Here is a 16,371-nt window from a genome sequence, read left to right on the forward strand (position 1 = left end):
TATTAACTATTTATAATAGTGATTTAACTTATATCTTATTCCTACCTATAATGCCTTCCATAGCAAAACGCGACTAACCATTAACTAAGAGGACTTTACTATGAAAACTTATTCACAACCAGCAATCATTTGGCCAGAAAAATATACGCCGGGTGAAACCGACAACTACGTTTCCAATGAAGTGATTGTAAAAGGCTTAAGCGTGGCGGATGTGCTGCCTTATTTAGCAGATACCAAAGCATGGGGCACTTATTATCACAATGCGGAAAATATCGTGGTGGGCGATGGTTCAACCACTCAACTTTCAGCAGGTGCTAACTTTGTTTTTGATACGTTTGGCTTTCACGTTACCTGCAAAGTAGAAGAATTTGATATCAGCGAAGATGACAATCTCGTTCGCCTTGCATGGTCTGGAACCTTTGGTGAAGGCGAAGATTTCAGCGATGTGTATCACGCTTGGATTTTAGAAAACTTGCCGAACAACCGCGTGCGTGTATTAACCGAAGAAAGCCAAATCGGCAAACTTGCCAAAGGCTTGGCAGAAACTGTGCCAAACCCAATGGTCAACGGCCATCAAGCATGGTTGGACGGTTTGACAAAAGCGGCGAAAAATAAAGCGGCTTATTAAAAGTGCGGTGGGATTTTACGTCAAAAGTAAAATCCCGCTTTTCTAAGGAGACTAGAATGAAACTGAAACAACTTTTCGCAATGGCTTGTCTTGGACTGACTTTACAGGTTCAGGCTGCACCGTTGATCCGCTTAGGCGAACTGAATGTGAAGCCCGAACAGCTTGCCACAACTCAACAGGCAATTAAAGAAAATATCCGTACATCAGTCCAAACCGAGCCCGAACTTTCGGCCATGTATGCCATGCCGCAGACTAACGATACCCATAAGATTTACGTGTTAGAGGTGTGTCAAAACGCGGAGGCCAAGCAGGCGCACAACCAAAGCGAGCATTTCAAACGCTTTGCCCAAGCTACCGAACAGGCTTTTGCGAGTAAAAGCCTTACGCCCTTGAAAGCACAATTTATCAGCGAAAATAAAACCGCCTTACAGCTGGGCGGTAACTATCTAGTCCGTTTTCAAGCCCTGACCGCCAAACCGAACCACACAGAAGCGATTCACTATGCGTTGGCAAAATATCGCACCGCCAACGAATCACTTTTAGCCGTCTATGCCGATACGGTAGAAAACCAAGATGACCAATGGCGTATTGTAGAAATCTATGCCGACCCTGAGAGCTATGAACAACATCATCAAAGCGAAGCCTATAAAAACTATCGCAATGAATTAAAACCGTTGTTGGTTAGCCAAGACATCAACAGCGTATTAGATGGGAAATTTTTGATGAATAAGGGCGGAATGCAGTTTCTTCAATAACCTCCACACGGTTATCTCGCGTCGGAAAATATATGGAATAGGCAGGCAAATACGGGAAGCACCTTATCGATAATTTTCGCCTAATTTTTCCAAGATATACTCAATCCTGTTAAAACAAGCCACGGCTGTTTTATATTTTCATTGCACAAAGAACACAACCATGAAAAACATTAAATTTACCTTATTTGCCTTTTTCGCCGGCATATCCGCTCTATGGCTGTTTGCCACACCGTTTCCAGACAAGTGGGGCGTATTTCCCATACGCAACCTATTATTACAGTTCACCGGCAGCATCAGCATACTGGCCATGAGTGCTTGTATGATTCTTGCAGTACGTCCCAAAATGTTGGAAGGACTATTTGGCGGATTGGATAAAATGTACCGCCTGCATAAATGGTTGAGCATCGTTGCCCTTTCAGGCAGTATCCTGCATTGGACTAGCAAGCAACTCCCCAAATGGCTCATCGAACTTGGACTGATTGACGGAAAACGCCCGCCGCGTCCACCGATGCAGGAAGTCTTGACTTTAAAAGATTGGTTGGTTACCCAGCGCCATTTTGCTGAAGAAGTGGGTGAGATTGCTTTTTACGTTACAGTCGTCTTATTGGTTATCGCACTGATCAAACTTATTCCCTACCGTTGGTTTGCCAAACTTCACATCTTAATTGTCCCTGTCTATCTTGCACTCGTATGGCACACCATCGTATTGGCAAACTTTGCCTACTGGCTCAGCCACTTGGCTGGTTGCTGGCTGCCGCCCTATTCTTCGGCAGTATTTGTTCGCTCCTCGCCCTCTTTAAACGCATTGGTAAACCGCAAACCGCGACAGTAGCCGCCATAAACCAAAACTCTTCCCTGCTCTCGCTTACCCTGAATGCGCCAAAATGGCAGGGACACCAAGCCGGCCAATTCCTCTTTTTGCGCGCACACGGAGAAAGCCATCCGTTTACCATCGCCTCTGACTGGAATCCTGAAAACCAACAAATCAATCTTATCATCAAAGACTTGGGAGACTACACCCATCGCCTGCCCCAACGCTTGAACATCGGTGATACCGTTCAAATTGACGGTGCATACGGCCGCTTCAATTTTTCAGATAAAAATGCACAGATTTGGGTGAGCAACGATATTGGTTTTACGCCTTTCCTTGCAAGACTCAAAGAATTAGCCAAACAACCTTCCAATCAACCGATTGACTGGTTTCATGCCGATAGAAATTTATCTGCGGAACTAATCGGTCAATGGAAAGCGTTGGCTGAACAAGCGAATGTTGCGTTCCACTATATTCCTTCCGAAACCCAAAGATTGTTCGCCAATCATATTGCACAAAGCGTTCGGAATAGTGAAGCCCGCAGCCTATGGCTTTGCGGCAGTCGCAGCTTTACAAGCGGTATTGCAGGAAACCTTAAGACACGCTCATTGCATCAAGAGCTGTTTGAATTCCGCTAAATGAACCCGACACGCAAACTTTGACGCTCGAATGCCGTCTGAACCCCGGGATTCAGACGGTTTTGCATTATGAGCCGGTTTTCCTTAATTACTTTGTTTCCGGTTTCAAAAGCAGCCTTAAGCGGGGTTTAAGCAACTTGGCATTCAGACGGCATTCACAGCTTCCAGTTTATCGGATCGATACTGTGTCGGCTCAAATAGCTGTTTGCCTGTGAAAAATGTCGGCAGCCAAAAAAACCGCGATATGCCGACAGAGGAGACGGATGCGGTGCGGTCAATATCAAATGATTTTGACTGTCTATCAGCCTCCCTTTTTGTTGTGCATACCCACCCCACAACATGAAGACAAGGTGCTTGCGGTGTGTCGCAAGCTGCCTGATGACGGTATCGGTAAAGCGTTCCCAGCCTAAAAGAGCGTGCGAATGCGCCTGTCCTGCACGCACCGTCAAAACCGTGTTCAGAAGCAATACGCCCTGCTCTGCCCACGCTGTCAGGCAGCCGTGCGCGGGGATGGAAAAACCGTTAATGTCGGTTTCCAACTCCTTGTAGATATTCAACAAAGACGGTGGTATGCGGATACCCTGCCGGACGGAAAATGCCAAACCGTGCGCCTGCCCTGCCCCATGATACGGGTCTTGTCCGAGAATAACGACTTTGACCCGGTCGAACGCTGTCAGGCGGAATGCGTTGAACACATCAGTCTCCGGCGGATAGATGATTTGTCCCGACAAACGTTCCTGCCTGACTGCATTTAAAATTTCCTGAAAATACGGTTGCCGTTTTTCGTTGCCCAGTGCATCGTGCCAAGTGTCCATATCTGCCCTATCCTTTCAAATTCGGCTATACTGCTAATATCGCGTGATTTTGTCAAACGACGCGCTTTGTGGGGAAATGTATGACTGTATGGTTTGTTGCTGCTGTTGCCGTCTTAATCATCGAATTATTGACGGGAACGGTTTATCTTCTGGTTGTCAGCGCAGCTTTGGCGGGTTCGGGCATTATCTACGGACTGACCGGCAGCACGCCTGCCGCCGTCTTGACCGCCGCTCTGCTTTCCGCGCTGGGTATTTGGTTCGTACACGCCAAAACCGCCGTTAGAAAAGTTGAAACGGATTCATATCAGGATTTGGATGCCGGACAATATGTCGAAATTCTCCGACACACAGGCGGCAACCGTTACGAAGTTTTTTATCGCGGTACGCACTGGCAGGCTCAAAATACGGGGCAAGAAGAGCTTGAACCGGGAACTCGCGCCCTAATCGTTCGCAAGGAAGGTAACCTTCTTATTATCACACACCCTTAACATCAGGAGAAATCATGGAATTTTTCATTATATTACTGGTAGCCGTTGCCGTTTTCGGCTTCAAATCCTTTGTCGTCATCCCACAGCAGGAAGTCCACGTTGTCGAAAGGCTCGGGCGTTTCCATCGCGCCCTGACGGCCGGTTTGAATATTTTGATTCCCTTTATCGACCGCGTCGCCTACCGCCATTCGCTGAAAGAAATCCCTTTAGACGTACCCAGCCAGGTCTGCATCACGCGCGACAACACCCAGCTGACGGTTGACGGCATCATCTATTTTCAAGTAACCGATCCTAAACTTGCCTCATACGGTTCGAGCAACTACATTATGGCGATTACCCAGCTTGCCCAAACGACGCTGCGCTCCGTTATCGGGCGTATGGAGCTGGACAAAACGTTTGAAGAACGCGACGAAATCAACAGCACCGTCGTTTCCGCCCTCGATGAAGCCGCCGGGGCCTGGGGTGTCAAAGTTCTCCGTTACGAAATCAAGGATTTGGTGCCGCCGCAAGAGATTTTGCGCGCGATGCAGGCGCAAATTACTGCCGAACGCGAAAAACGCGCCCGCATCGCCGAATCCGAAGGCCGTAAAATCGAACAAATCAACCTTGCCAGCGGTCAGCGCGAAGCCGAAATCCAACAATCCGAAGGTGAGGCTCAGGCTGCGGTCAATGCGTCAAATGCCGAAAAAATCGCCCGCATCAACCGCGCCAAAGGCGAAGCGGAATCCCTGCGCCTTGTTGCCGAAGCCAATGCCGAAGCCATCCGTCAAATAGCCGCCGCCCTTCAAACACAAGGCGGTGCGGATGCGGTCAATCTGAAGATTGCGGAACAATACGTTGCCGCGTTCAACAATCTTGCCAAAGAAAGCAATACGCTGATTATGCCTGCCAACGTTGCCGACCTCGGTAGCCTGATTTCTGCTGGGATGAAAATCCTCGACAAGGGTAAAACTTCCCAATAAATATCCCAATCAATAGGTATGAAAAATGCCGTCTGAACCTTGCCGGAAAAGTTCAGACGGCATTTTTATCCAAATCCAAAATCTCAAAATTAGCAGCATTTCTAATATAAGTCATATTGACTTATATTAGAAATATTTTTTGCTCCACAATTTTTAAAAAAGATTTTAATAGGATTAAATGAATAATAATCATCTAAAAGTTTAATAGCAACAACAAAATAATTATCTTTAGTTCGTTCTCCAAGAATTGTGTCTCCCCACCAAAACCAAACTCTGTTCTCAGGATGCATAGTTTCTGCCCAGTCACTCAATCGCCAGGGTTCGTATGCTGCCTTTTTAGCTTCTTCTAATTTTTGCTTATATGCTAATGAATAGAACCAATCACGTTCTTTTTCCACCTCTTCTATTGTGAGTTCTCGTGCAAAATTTTTGGTAAATTGATGCGGTAAAATTGCTTTCCATTGTTCTATATCATCAATCCATTTATGTTTCATATACAAATTATTGAATACAAACAACACTTCTTTTACTAATTTCCTAACTTCCTCCACATTGCCATCACATTCAATTACATAGGTTTCACCATAAGAATTCTTGATAAAATCGGGAAAAGCATTGATAAGAAGTCTTTCTCTCTCGATTCTAACCCACTCATAAAAAGATAAATTATCTGCCATTTTTTCCACTTCCTTTAATGATTTGGTTTTCAAAATTTCTAAAATCATACGGACGAATACCAAATTGATTTGTTGCTTTAGTTGGGGCGGCAATAACAGGTCGTAATCTATTTGGGTCCTATGTTTTCACTTTATTTTCAGGTAATGCTATCTTATTCAAATCATCTACAAGAAAGTCTTAATATGTTTATCCCCATCCCTTTATTTGATAACGGACGCGGACTGCAGGTATCCATACTGCATTTTCGGATAAAAACAAAATATCCCTTTGGGAAACTTTATACTTCGTCAATGCCTTACCTGTTCAGATAAAAACTGCTAGCAAAATATTTCTGCACGCCCTCGCGCAGCAAGACCAAGGTTACGGCGGCCAAAGGCAATCCTGCCAACATTCCGACAAAGCCCATCAGTTGTCCGAATGCCATCAGGGAAAAGATAACCCAAAATGGCGACAGGCCGATACGGTCTCCCACGATTTTCGGCGTAATGAAAAAACTTTCGAGAAACTGGCCGACGGCAACAACCGCCCAGACAGCCAAGATGCCGTTCCACGAAGCAAATTGGAGCAAGGCGGCAACAGTGGCAAGCAGTAATCCCGTAAACGCACCGAGATAAGGGACAAATACCAAAATACCGGCAAGCATACCGATGGCAAATCCTGAATCCAGCCCGACCAGCACCAGCCCCAAGCCGTAAACCAAGCCCATAATCAGCATCACCAGGAGCTGACCGCGTAAGAATTCGCCCAATACCTCGTTCAAATTACCTGTAATACGCGTATAAGTATCGGCAAAACGCCTCGGAACCAGTTTACTTATACCGCACGACCACCGCTGCCAATCCAGCAGAAAATAGTAAAGCAGCAACGGCAGCAGCAGCAGATTGCCAATACTGCTGACGATATTGCTGCTCTGCCTCATCAAAACGGGAAACCACGCCTTAAGCGCGTTGCTCAACTCGCCCGTATGCGCCTGAAGCCATGCGATAACGGATGCCTGATCGATTTCCACATAATTGCCCACAGTGTCTTTCAACAGCGGCAACAGCGTATTTTGCATAAAACCTGCAAGTTGGGGCAAACGGGATACCATGCTGTTGAACTGTCCGACCAGCATAGGGACAATAATCAAAAGCAGCACCGCAAGCAGCAGCAAGGCAAAAACCATTACAGTCATTGAAGCAACGGCACGGTTGAAACCTTTTTTCTGCAACCATTCAACCAAAGGATCCAACACATACGCCAACACTGCCGCAACCGCAAAGGGAGCCAGTGTGTCGCCAAGTGCGAAAGCCAGCCATATCAAGACCGTAAGGAACACCCCCGCACCAACCCAGGGTTTGATACTCTGCTTTTTTTTCTGATACATAACAACCCGTCCGGAAACCATTTTCATCATTATTATAGCAGAACGGGTTATATCGCAGATAAAGCCCGTGCCGTTCCGATAGCCTGTTATCACGGTTTGGGCTAAAATACCGTATATCTGATGCCGTCTGAAAGGCAAACCCGCTTTCAGACGGCATACCGTACACGATAAGGCAGCACATCATGACCGAACAAGAAAACAAAACATCCCTCATCGAATTTCCCTGCACCTTCCCATTAAAAGTAATGGGCGCGGTGCATCCCGAGTTCGAGCAAGCGGTTTTAGAAACCGTCCGCCTTCACGCCCCCGACACGCAGGCTCACCACATCACCACGCGTCCGAGCAGCAAAGGCAACTATACCGGTGCCACTGTACAAGTAAAAGTTGAAAACCAAGAACAATTGGACAACATCTACCGCGCGCTGACTTCGCACGAACTGGTCAAAGTGGTACTTTGAGATGAAAATCATACATAAAGGTTTGGTTGAATATCTGCCGACTTTTGAGGCAATGAAAACCTTTAATGCCGGACGTAATGCCGATACTGAAGACGAACTGTGGGTTGTCGAGCATCCCCCCGTGTTCACACAAGGGCTGGCGGGAAAACCCGAGCACCTGCTGATTAGGGACGACATCCCCGTTATCCAGATTGACCGGGGCGGGCAGATTACCTATCACGGGCCCGGGCAATTGGTCGTTTATACGATGATTGATTTCAAACGGCGCAAAACCAGCGTCCGCAACATCGTTTCCGCGCTTGAAAACAGCATCATCGCCACATTGGCGGAATACAGCATTGAAGCGGCGGCAGACCCCAAACGCCCCGGCGTTTACGTCGGCGAACGCAAAATAGCCTCGCTGGGGCTGCGTATCAAAAACGGCTCCGTCTATCACGGGCTTGCGCTCAACGTCAATATGGACCTCTCGCCGTTTACCCATATCAACCCCTGCGGCTATGCCGGTATGGAAATGACGCAAATTGCCGACCTCGTCCACCCCTGCCCCACGCTGGACGAAGTCGCCGCCAAGCTGACCACACATCTTAAAACACAACTCACACCGAAAGCAGATAACAATGAGTGAAATCAAAACCGACGACCCCAAACGCGGCATCAAACTCAAAGGCGCGGACAAAACCGCCCGCATCCCCATCAAAGTCGTCCCCCTTCAGGAAAAACTGAAAAAGCCCGAATGGATACGCGCCAAACTCCCATCGCGCAAATTCTTTGAAATCAAAGACATTTTGCGCGAACAAAAAATGCACACCGTTTGCGAGGAAGCCTCCTGCCCCAACATCGGCGAATGCTTCAGCAAAGGCACGGCGACCTTCATGATTATGGGCGACATCTGCACGCGCCGCTGCCCGTTCTGCGACGTGGGACACGGCCGCCCCAATATGCTCGACCCTGACGAACCGAAAAACCTTGCAGAATCCGTTAAAGCCATGAACCTGCGTTACGTCGTCATCACCTCGGTTGACCGCGACGACCTGCGCGACGGCGGTGCCCAACACTTCGCCGACTGCATCAAAGCCATCCGCGAAACCAGCCCGAACACCAAAATCGAAATCCTCGTCCCCGACTTCCGCGGCCGCTTGGACATCGCACTCAAAATCCTTGCCGAAACCCCGCCCGACGTGATGAACCACAACTTGGAAACCCATCCGAGCCTGTACAAAAAAGCCCGTCCCGGTGCCAATTATCAACATTCTTTAGACTTATTAAAACGTTATAAAGAAATGATGCCGCATATTCCCACAAAATCCGGCATTATGGTCGGCTTAGGAGAAACCGACGAAGACGTGCGTGAAATTATGCGCGATATGCGGGCGCACAATATCGAGATGATTACCATCGGACAGTACCTCCAGCCTTCAGACGGCCACTTGCCTGTCTTGCGCTACGTTACGCCCGAACAATTCAAAATATTTGAAAAAGAAGCATACGAACTGGGCTTTACCAATGCCGCCATCGGTGCGATGGTACGTTCCAGCTACCACGCCGACGAACAGGCTGCCGAAGCCTTACGCGAAAGCCACGGCGGTTGCGGGCATCATTAAACTCGGAACACCGCGCCAAAGTGAAGAACGATTCCCTGCGCCTGCCGCGTCGTTTGCCGCAAGCTGCACCCGTGTTAGCCGACTATGCCGTCTGAAAGCCCTTCAGACGGCATAATTTATTCCCAAAATCCGATAATCTCAAAAGAATCTGTTAGTTAATGAGAACGATTCATTATAAAATTTGATAAAAAACCGTACAGTATTTGCTTTTCGCTATGGTTAACAAGTGTAAATGTTCTTTATGGATGATATGGATTCTTAGTTTTAACAGCACAAAAAACCGATAAAAAACAGCATACTGATTTGGCAGGCATCGGGGAATACGCCCTATTTCTTTTGATAATTGTTTGTATTTTAAATAGAAAATTTGTCATGCCGACAGCTTTTGCATACAATGCACGCATCCCGAACAGTGCTACATCCACTGTTTAACCACACGAAACCCAAATTAAGAAAAGAGAAATATTATGCAAGGCAATCAAGCAGTTTTAGATTACATGAACGAATTGTTGTCCGGCGAGTTGGCGGCGCGCGACCAATACTTCATCCACTCCCGACTTTACTCCGAATGGGGCTACACTAAACTTTTTGAGCGTCTCAACCACGAGATGGAAGAAGAAACCACACACGCCGAAGACTTTATCCGACGCATCCTGATGCTGGGCGGTACGCCGAAAATGGCACGCGCCGAACTGAATATCGGTACGGACGTGGTTTCCTGCCTCAAAGCCGACCTGCAAACCGAATATGAAGTACGTGATGCGTTGAAAAAAGGCATCAAACTGTGCGAAGAGGCTCAAGACTATGTTACGCGCGACCTGATGGTTGCCCAACTGAAAGATACCGAAGAAGACCACGCCCACTGGCTGGAACAGCAGCTTCGCCTGATTGAGTTGATTGGCGAAGGCAACTACTACCAAAGCCAACTGTAATCCGTATTCGGAATAAAAGGAGTCCGTATGAAAGGCGACCGTTTGGTTATCCGCGAGCTGAACAAAAACTTAGGCTTGCTGCTGATAACCATCAACCAATATTTCCTTCACGCCCGTATTTTGAAAAACTGGGGCTTTGAAGAACTGGGCGAACATTTCTTCAAACAGTCCATCGTTGAAATGAAAGCTGCCGACGATTTGATCGAGCGCATTCTGTTTCTCGAAGGCCTGCCAAACCTGCAAGAACTGGGCAAGCTTCTGATTGGTGAATCTACCGAAGAAATCATTGCCTGCGATTTGACCAAAGAACAAGAAAAACACGAAGCCCTGCTTGCCGCCATCGCTACAGCAGAAGCGCAACAGGATTACGTCAGCCGTGATTTGTTGGAAAAACAAAAAGACACCAACGAAGAACACATCGATTGGCTCGAAACCCAGCAGGAACTGATTGGCAAAATTGGTTTGCCGAACTACCTGCAAACAGCGGCGCAAGAGGACTAAAACACAAACCACTGCCAAATATAGCAGTTCTCTTCACCATCAGACGGCATATCCATATAAACGGATATGCCGTTTTTCTTTACCGGATTGCGAACAAAATCGAAATTGATTTGAATCAATACTCGATAACGGTTTTTGTTTGATAATACCGACATGAAATCTAGATTGCTTGTTTGCTGTTTCCCAATCTGTCTTGATTTTACCTCTTTCCTCTTGATGTGTGTGTGTTTGGGTGTGGCTGTCGCCACCCCTTTTTTTGGCTTTTATGTGAAGTAAAATCCGTAACAGCAAATGCTTAACTTTAACCATTTATCTGGAAACAAATGATGGGCAACAAATTAACTCTGCCTGCCGAACTGCCTGACGAACAGGATTTGCGGGCGGTATTGGCATACAATATGCGGCTTTTCCGCGTGAACAAGGGCTGGTCGCAAGAAGAATTGGCGCGGCAATGCGGTTTGGACAGGACTTATGTGTCGGCAGTCGAGCGCAAACGCTGGAACATCGCCCTGTCGAATATCGAAAAAGTGGCGGCGGCTTTGGGCGTGGCGGCGTATCAGTTGCTGCTGCCGCCGCAGGAACGGTTGAACCTGATGACCAATTCCACCGATACCCGACAAATGCCGTCTGAAAGCGGTATTTGACCGCCGAACCATCCGCCTCCCTTTTTCCCGCCAATCGAAAGAATAAAAATGCCTGCAAACCTGTCTTCAGCACTGGAAACCTTCAAACAGCAGCGCGATGCCGCCGAAGCGCATTATTTGAAAGCCAACCGCGTGTCGGTATTTTTCAGGGAATATACGGCGGCAGTCGAAACCTTACTGGCGGCATTGTGGGTAGAACATTTTCAAAACAGCGCGTTATGCCTGATGGCGGTGGGCGGCTTCGGGCGCGGCGAACTGTATCCCTGTTCGGATGTGGATTTGGCGGTTGTCTCCCCTGCCCCGCTTTCAGACGGCATTCAGGAACAGATTGCCCGGTTTGTCCAAACCCTGTGGGACTGCAAACTGATGCCGTCTGTAAAAAGCGGCGGCATTGACGAACTGTGCGAAAGCGTGCGCAATGATATTATGGGGGACACAGCGTTTTTAGAGGCTAGGTTTTTGTTCGGTAACCGCCAAACAGCAGACGAATTGGCCGAAAAAATGAACGCGCAACGCAATGTAGCGGCATTTATCGAAGCAAAATTGGTGGAGATAGAACACCGCCATGCCAAATCGCAAGGTTCGGGAGCGGTGTTGGAACCAAACATCAAAAGCTGTCCCGGCGGTCTGCGCGACATCCACACCCTGCTTTGGATAGCGAAAGCACAAGGCTTGGCGACCAACCTGCCTGCGCTGGTCAAACAAGGCATTCTGACGCGCACTGAAGCCGGTATGCTTTCACACGGCTACCGCCGCCTCGCCCATATCCGCATCCATCTGCATTTAAACGCCAAGCGCGCCGAAGACCGCCTGCTGTTCGATTTGCAGCCGCAAGTCGCCGAAAGTATGGGTTATCAAGGCTTGAACCTCCGCCGTCAAAGCGAAGAACTGATGCGCGTGTTTTACCGCGCGATTAAAACCGTCAAACAACTGAGCGGCATCCTCACGCCCATGCTGCAAAGCCGCGTTTCTTCCACCCCGATGCGCGTTACCCTGCGGATTGACGACGACTACATCCAAGTCAACAACCAAATCGCCGCGCGGCACACCGATATTTTTTTCAGACGACCCGAACACATTTTCAAAATCGTTGAAATCATGCAGCAGCGCAACGACATTACCGCACTCGAACCGCAAACCCTGCGCGCCTGGTGGGGTGCGACGCGCAAAATCAACCGCAGCTTCTACCAAAATCCCGAAAACCGCCGCCGTTTCGTCGGCTTTTTCCGCAGCGGCAACGGGCTGACTCAAACCCTGCGCTTTCTCAACCTCTACGGCGTGTTGGGTCGCTATCTGCCCGCGTGGGAAAAAATCGTCGGTCTGCTTCAACACGACTTGTTCCACATCTATCCTGTGGACGATCACATCCTCGCCGTCGTCCGCAACGTCCGCCGCCTTGCCTTGGATATGCACAGCCACGAGCTGCCTTACGCCTCCGCGCTGATGCAGTCCTTTGAAAAACAAGACATCCTCTACCTTACTGCTTTCTTCCACGACATCGCCAAAGGACGCGGCGGCGACCACGCCATACAAGGCATCGCAGACGCGCGCCAATTTGCCGCCGACCACTTCCTGACCGAAGAAGAAAGCGACCTGCTTGCCTGGCTGGTCGAAAACCATCTTCTTATGTCCACCGTCGCCCAAAAAGAAGACATCCAAGACCCCGACGTACTCGATGCCTTCTGCAAACGCGTGCAAACCCACGAACGCCTCAGCGCACTCTACCTTCTGACCATTTCCGACATACGCGGCACCAATCCTAAACTGTGGAACGCATGGCGCGCCAGCCTGTTGGAAAGCCTGTTCCATGCCGCCGGACGTTACCTCGCAGGCAACGGCGGCAACCCGCACGCCCTCTTCGGCCGCCGCCAACAAGAAGCCGCCGACTTGCTCACCCGCGCCGCCGTCCCTGAAAAACAGCAGAAAAAGCTTTGGAACGCACTCGGTTCCGCCTACTTTGCCCGCCATCAGTCCCGCGAAATCCTGTGGCATGCTGCCAACCTCGTACACGACTTTGAAACCCCAATCGTCCGCAGCCGCATCCTGCCCAAAAGCAACAGCTTTCAAGTCATGGTCTTCATGCCCAACGGCCCGCGCCTGTTCGCCCGCCTCTGCCGCATCTTCAGCCGCCACGGCTTCGACATCCTCGCCGCCCGCGCCTTTATCACCGAACACGACTACATCCTCGACACCTTCATCGTGCAAATCCCCTCACAGCACTCCCCCGAAGACTATCCCGACATCCAAAGCGCGCTCGAAGCCGAACTCAACAGCTTCATCCACGGACACACCGTTGCCGAAACCTCCAGTCACAGCCGCCGCATCAGCCGCCGCAGCCGCTACATGCCGATTGCGCCAAGCATCACCATTACCCCCGAAGAAGACTATCCCGACTGGTACTCCGTCGAAATCACCGCCGTCAACCGCCCCTTCCTGCTCGCCGATATGGCGGAAGTCTTTTTCGCCCACAACGTCAGCCTGCGCTACGCCAAAATCTCCACGTTGGACGAACGTGTCGAAGACAGTTTTACCGTTTTCAGCCCCGACCTGAAAAACCCAAAAATCCAATCTACCCTGAAACAGGCATTGCTGGAACAGTTGACATAAGCACCCTGCCGGTTTTCAGACGGCATCCCGCCGCCGCGCCGTATGCCGTCTGAAGGCGGGGGATATTGTAAATAATTCATTAACATAAGGATTTATATGAATATTATTACGGACTCAACAAGAAAATTTGGGATTTTATGGGAAGAAAACTCTGAATGTAATGGTTTTATTTATGGAAAAATTCAGATAATAATAGGAGAGAATATATATCCTAAGATATGCCCATATGGATATTTTACGCTAAATACAGTTTTTAATAGTTTGAAATCATCCTTTGAAGAGAAGTATTATGCAGGTGGAAATAATGGTTTGGATTTTGGAGAGCAACTATTTGATATAGATAAATATAATTCTCTGGAATTATGCAATATATTTTCTATTGATACTACATATATGAGTGGAGGGCGTAATTGTGAAATAGATTGTTTAGTATTAGAAATGGGATATTCTGGTGAGGAAGAGAGACTTTTTTATAGTTTTGACAATGGGAAAAACTTTAAAGAAATCAGGTATAAGAAAGGTACAGTTGAATCTGTTATTTTTCAATTGAATCTATAATATATGGGGCTATACTAGATTAGCAGATATGTTACCCTCGAAATATGAAGATAATATACTGAAAATTAAAGAAAAAATACAGAAAGAACTACTCCACTTTTTTGTGCTGGAAGTTACCACCCGATATAAGGCTTCAATAACTGCGCCACTTACCAAAAATCAGAAAAAAGCTTTTCCTGAAATTGAAAGAACGGGAGCAACAGTGGTCGGCAAAGGAAAACCGGGCTATTCAAAGGGGACCAAAATTAAACCTAATAAACTGTCAAGCCGCCGGTAACGTGCTATAATGCCGTGCATCTTGCACAAACTGAAAGACCAAGCATTATGCGTATCGTAGAAAAAGCCTATACTTTCGACGATGTTTTGTTGGTTCCCGCACATTCGACCGTGCTGCCGCGAGACGTTAAACTTCAAACCAAGCTCACCCGCGAAATCACACTCAACCTCCCCCTGCTTTCCGCCGCGATGGATACCGTTACCGAGGCGCGCCTCGCCATTTCGATGGCACAGGAAGGCGGCATCGGCATCATCCATAAAAACATGACGCCCGAAATGCAGGCGCGCGCCGTTTCCAAAGTGAAACGCCACGAAAGCGGCGTGGTCAAAGACCCCGTAACCGTTGCGCCGACGACGCTCATCCGCGAAGTATTGGAAATGCGCGCCCAACGCAAACGCAAAATGTCCGGCCTGCCCGTCGTTGAAAACGGCAAAGTCGTCGGCATCGTAACCAACCGCGACCTGCGTTTTGAAAACCGCGTCGATTTGTCCGTTTCCGCCATTATGACCCCGCGCGAACGTCTGGTTACCGTCCCCGAAGGCACAAGCATAGATGAAGCGCGCGAACTGATGCACACGCACAAAGTCGAACGCGTTTTGGTTCTGAACGAAAAAGACGAGCTTAAAGGTCTGATTACCGTCAAAGATATTTTAAAAACCACCGAATTTCCTAATGCCAACAAAGATTCCGAAGGCCGTCTGCGCGTCGGTGCGGCAGTCGGCACCGGCGGCGACACCGAAGAACGCGTCAAAGCCCTGGTCGAAGCAGGCGTTGACGTGATTGTCGTCGATACCGCCCACGGACACAGCCAAGGCGTGATCGACCGCGTGCGTTGGGTCAAAGAAACCTATCCGCACATCCAAGTCATCGGCGGCAACATCGCCACTGCCAAAGCCGCATTGGATTTGGTCGCCGCCGGCGCGGATGCCGTCAAAGTCGGTATCGGCCCGGGATCGATTTGCACCACCCGTATCGTGGCAGGCGTAGGCGTTCCCCAACTGACCGCCATCCACAACGTTGCCGAAGCCCTCAAAGGCACGGGCGTTCCGCTGATTGCCGACGGTGGTATCCGCTTCTCCGGCGACATCGCCAAAGCCCTCGCCGCAGGCGCGTACAGCGTAATGCTCGGCGGTATGTTTGCAGGCACGGAAGAAGCACCGGGCGAAATCGAACTTTACCAAGGCCGCTCGTACAAATCCTATCGCGGTATGGGTTCGCTCGGCGCAATGAGCCAAGGTTCTGCCGACCGCTACTTCCAAGACAAAACCGACAGCACCGACAAATACGTCCCCGAAGGCATCGAAGGCCGCGTTCCTTATAAAGGCCCGATTGTGAACATCATTCACCAGCTGACAGGAGGCCTGCGCTCCAGCATGGGGTATTTGGGTTGCGCCAATATTGCCGAAATGCACGAAAAAGCCGAATTTGTGGAAATCACTTCTGCCGGTATGAGCGAGTCGCACGTTCACGACGTTCAAATTACCAAAGAAGCACCAAATTACCACCGCTGATTTAAACAGCCTCTTCAAGGCAAAATGCCGTCTGAAACCTGATTTCCGGGTTTCAGACGGCATTTTTTTTTATCTGAACGCCTCTAAATTGTTAAAATATATAATAATTATTAAAAATAGGTTAAATATAGTCTGCAAATC

Annotated in this window: 19 protein-coding genes and 1 pseudogene; 16 read left to right on the plus strand and 4 right to left on the minus strand. The window is 48.8% G+C overall.

What is annotated here, in order from left to right:
* The first annotated feature begins 100 nt into the window (after positions 1 to 100).
* The 4 genes from Q9J80_RS04995 to Q9J80_RS05010 all read left to right on the plus strand — a co-directional run bounded on the left by Q9J80_RS04995 (position 101) and on the right by Q9J80_RS05010 (position 2,832).
* On the plus strand, positions 101 to 628 hold the full coding sequence (locus Q9J80_RS04995; protein WP_301673340.1) for an SRPBCC family protein: 528 nt from the start codon (positions 101 to 103) through the stop codon (positions 626 to 628).
* Between the two features lie 56 nt (positions 629 to 684).
* On the plus strand, positions 685 to 1,383 hold the full coding sequence (locus Q9J80_RS05000) for a putative quinol monooxygenase (RefSeq protein WP_301673341.1): 699 nt from the start codon (positions 685 to 687) through the stop codon (positions 1,381 to 1,383).
* Between the two features lie 160 nt (positions 1,384 to 1,543).
* On the plus strand, positions 1,544 to 2,215 hold the full coding sequence (locus Q9J80_RS05005) for a ferric reductase-like transmembrane domain-containing protein (protein ID WP_301673342.1): 672 nt from the start codon (positions 1,544 to 1,546) through the stop codon (positions 2,213 to 2,215).
* Complete coding sequence (locus tag Q9J80_RS05010; RefSeq protein WP_301673377.1) at positions 2,128 to 2,832, plus strand: FAD-binding oxidoreductase; 705 nt, start codon at positions 2,128 to 2,130, stop codon at positions 2,830 to 2,832. The genes Q9J80_RS05005 and Q9J80_RS05010 overlap by 88 nt, the downstream gene beginning before the upstream one ends.
* Positions 2,833 to 2,987: 155 nt before the next feature.
* Here the strand turns inward: Q9J80_RS05010 and ung are convergent, their stop codons facing one another.
* The gene (ung, locus tag Q9J80_RS05015; protein WP_301673343.1) at positions 2,988 to 3,647 is read right to left on the minus strand and encodes a uracil-DNA glycosylase; all 660 of its coding nucleotides are present in this window, start codon (positions 3,645 to 3,647) and stop codon (positions 2,988 to 2,990) included.
* Between the two features lie 80 nt (positions 3,648 to 3,727).
* Here ung and Q9J80_RS05020 point away from each other — a divergent pair, with 80 nt between their 5' ends.
* Both Q9J80_RS05020 and Q9J80_RS05025 read left to right on the plus strand, forming a co-directional pair.
* Complete coding sequence (locus tag Q9J80_RS05020) at positions 3,728 to 4,135, plus strand: NfeD family protein (protein WP_301673344.1); 408 nt, start codon at positions 3,728 to 3,730, stop codon at positions 4,133 to 4,135.
* Between the two features lie 14 nt (positions 4,136 to 4,149).
* Entirely contained in the window at positions 4,150 to 5,097 is a 948-nt protein-coding gene (locus tag Q9J80_RS05025; protein ID WP_301673345.1) for an SPFH domain-containing protein, read from the plus strand.
* Between the two features lie 101 nt (positions 5,098 to 5,198).
* Here Q9J80_RS05025 and Q9J80_RS05030 read toward each other — a convergent pair whose 3' ends face one another.
* Together Q9J80_RS05030 and Q9J80_RS05035 are read right to left on the minus strand one after the other, a co-directional pair.
* Positions 5,199 to 5,822, minus strand: a complete 624-nt coding sequence (locus Q9J80_RS05030; RefSeq protein ID WP_301673346.1) for an FAD synthetase — start codon at positions 5,820 to 5,822, stop codon at positions 5,199 to 5,201.
* Between the two features lie 248 nt (positions 5,823 to 6,070).
* Positions 6,071 to 7,141: an AI-2E family transporter gene (locus Q9J80_RS05035; protein ID WP_301673347.1), complete on the minus strand. Its 1,071-nt coding sequence runs from the start codon at positions 7,139 to 7,141 to the stop codon at positions 6,071 to 6,073.
* 182 nt (positions 7,142 to 7,323) lie between these two features.
* On the opposite strand from Q9J80_RS05035, the gene Q9J80_RS05040 reads away from it, so the two are divergent.
* From Q9J80_RS05040 to bfr (Q9J80_RS05060), 5 genes are all read left to right on the plus strand, one after another.
* Positions 7,324 to 7,599 carry an HP0495 family protein gene (locus Q9J80_RS05040; RefSeq protein WP_002237935.1) on the plus strand — a complete coding sequence of 92 codons (276 nt, stop codon included), beginning with the start codon at positions 7,324 to 7,326 and terminating at the stop codon, positions 7,597 to 7,599.
* Position 7,600: 1 nt separating this feature from the next.
* A complete protein-coding gene (gene lipB / locus Q9J80_RS05045) occupies positions 7,601 to 8,224 on the plus strand; it encodes a lipoyl(octanoyl) transferase LipB (protein WP_301673348.1) in 624 nt (207 codons plus the stop codon).
* On the plus strand, positions 8,217 to 9,200 hold the full coding sequence (gene lipA, locus Q9J80_RS05050; protein ID WP_003752416.1) for a lipoyl synthase: 984 nt from the start codon (positions 8,217 to 8,219) through the stop codon (positions 9,198 to 9,200). Before lipB ends, lipA begins: the two co-directional genes overlap by 8 nt.
* A 467-nt stretch (positions 9,201 to 9,667) precedes the next feature.
* Positions 9,668 to 10,132, plus strand: a complete 465-nt coding sequence (gene bfr, locus Q9J80_RS05055) for a bacterioferritin (RefSeq protein WP_002219259.1) — start codon at positions 9,668 to 9,670, stop codon at positions 10,130 to 10,132.
* 27 nt (positions 10,133 to 10,159) lie between these two features.
* A complete protein-coding gene (gene bfr, locus Q9J80_RS05060; RefSeq protein WP_003752420.1) occupies positions 10,160 to 10,633 on the plus strand; it encodes a bacterioferritin in 474 nt (157 codons plus the stop codon).
* 39 nt (positions 10,634 to 10,672) lie between these two features.
* Here the strand turns inward: bfr (Q9J80_RS05060) and Q9J80_RS05065 are convergent, their stop codons facing one another.
* Positions 10,673 to 10,942, minus strand: coding sequence for a hypothetical protein (locus Q9J80_RS05065; protein WP_301673349.1), 270 nt, complete (start codon positions 10,940 to 10,942; stop codon positions 10,673 to 10,675).
* A 14-nt stretch (positions 10,943 to 10,956) separates the two neighbouring features.
* Between Q9J80_RS05065 and Q9J80_RS05070 the strand changes: the two genes are divergently transcribed.
* The 5 genes and pseudogenes from Q9J80_RS05070 (at position 10,957) to guaB (ending at position 16,230) form a co-directional block, all read left to right on the plus strand.
* Entirely contained in the window at positions 10,957 to 11,277 is a 321-nt protein-coding gene (locus tag Q9J80_RS05070) for a helix-turn-helix domain-containing protein (protein WP_301673350.1), read from the plus strand.
* A 48-nt stretch (positions 11,278 to 11,325) separates the two neighbouring features.
* Complete coding sequence (gene glnD, locus Q9J80_RS05075; RefSeq protein WP_301673351.1) at positions 11,326 to 13,884, plus strand: [protein-PII] uridylyltransferase; 2,559 nt, start codon at positions 11,326 to 11,328, stop codon at positions 13,882 to 13,884.
* A gap of 96 nt (positions 13,885 to 13,980) precedes the next feature.
* Positions 13,981 to 14,442 carry an Imm42 family immunity protein gene (locus Q9J80_RS05080; protein ID WP_301673352.1) on the plus strand — a complete coding sequence of 154 codons (462 nt, stop codon included), beginning with the start codon at positions 13,981 to 13,983 and terminating at the stop codon, positions 14,440 to 14,442.
* Positions 14,443 to 14,470: 28 nt separating this feature from the next.
* Positions 14,471 to 14,581, plus strand: a pseudogene (locus tag Q9J80_RS05085) (IS1595 family transposase); the annotation flags it as partial.
* 185 nt (positions 14,582 to 14,766) lie between these two features.
* On the plus strand, positions 14,767 to 16,230 hold the full coding sequence (guaB, locus tag Q9J80_RS05090) for an IMP dehydrogenase (protein ID WP_301673353.1): 1,464 nt from the start codon (positions 14,767 to 14,769) through the stop codon (positions 16,228 to 16,230).
* The last annotated feature ends 141 nt before the right edge of the window (positions 16,231 to 16,371 follow it).

Origin of the sequence: Neisseria blantyrii (genome assembly GCF_962747855.1) — a bacterium.
Lineage (GTDB): Bacteria > Pseudomonadota > Gammaproteobacteria > Burkholderiales > Neisseriaceae > Neisseria > Neisseria viridiae.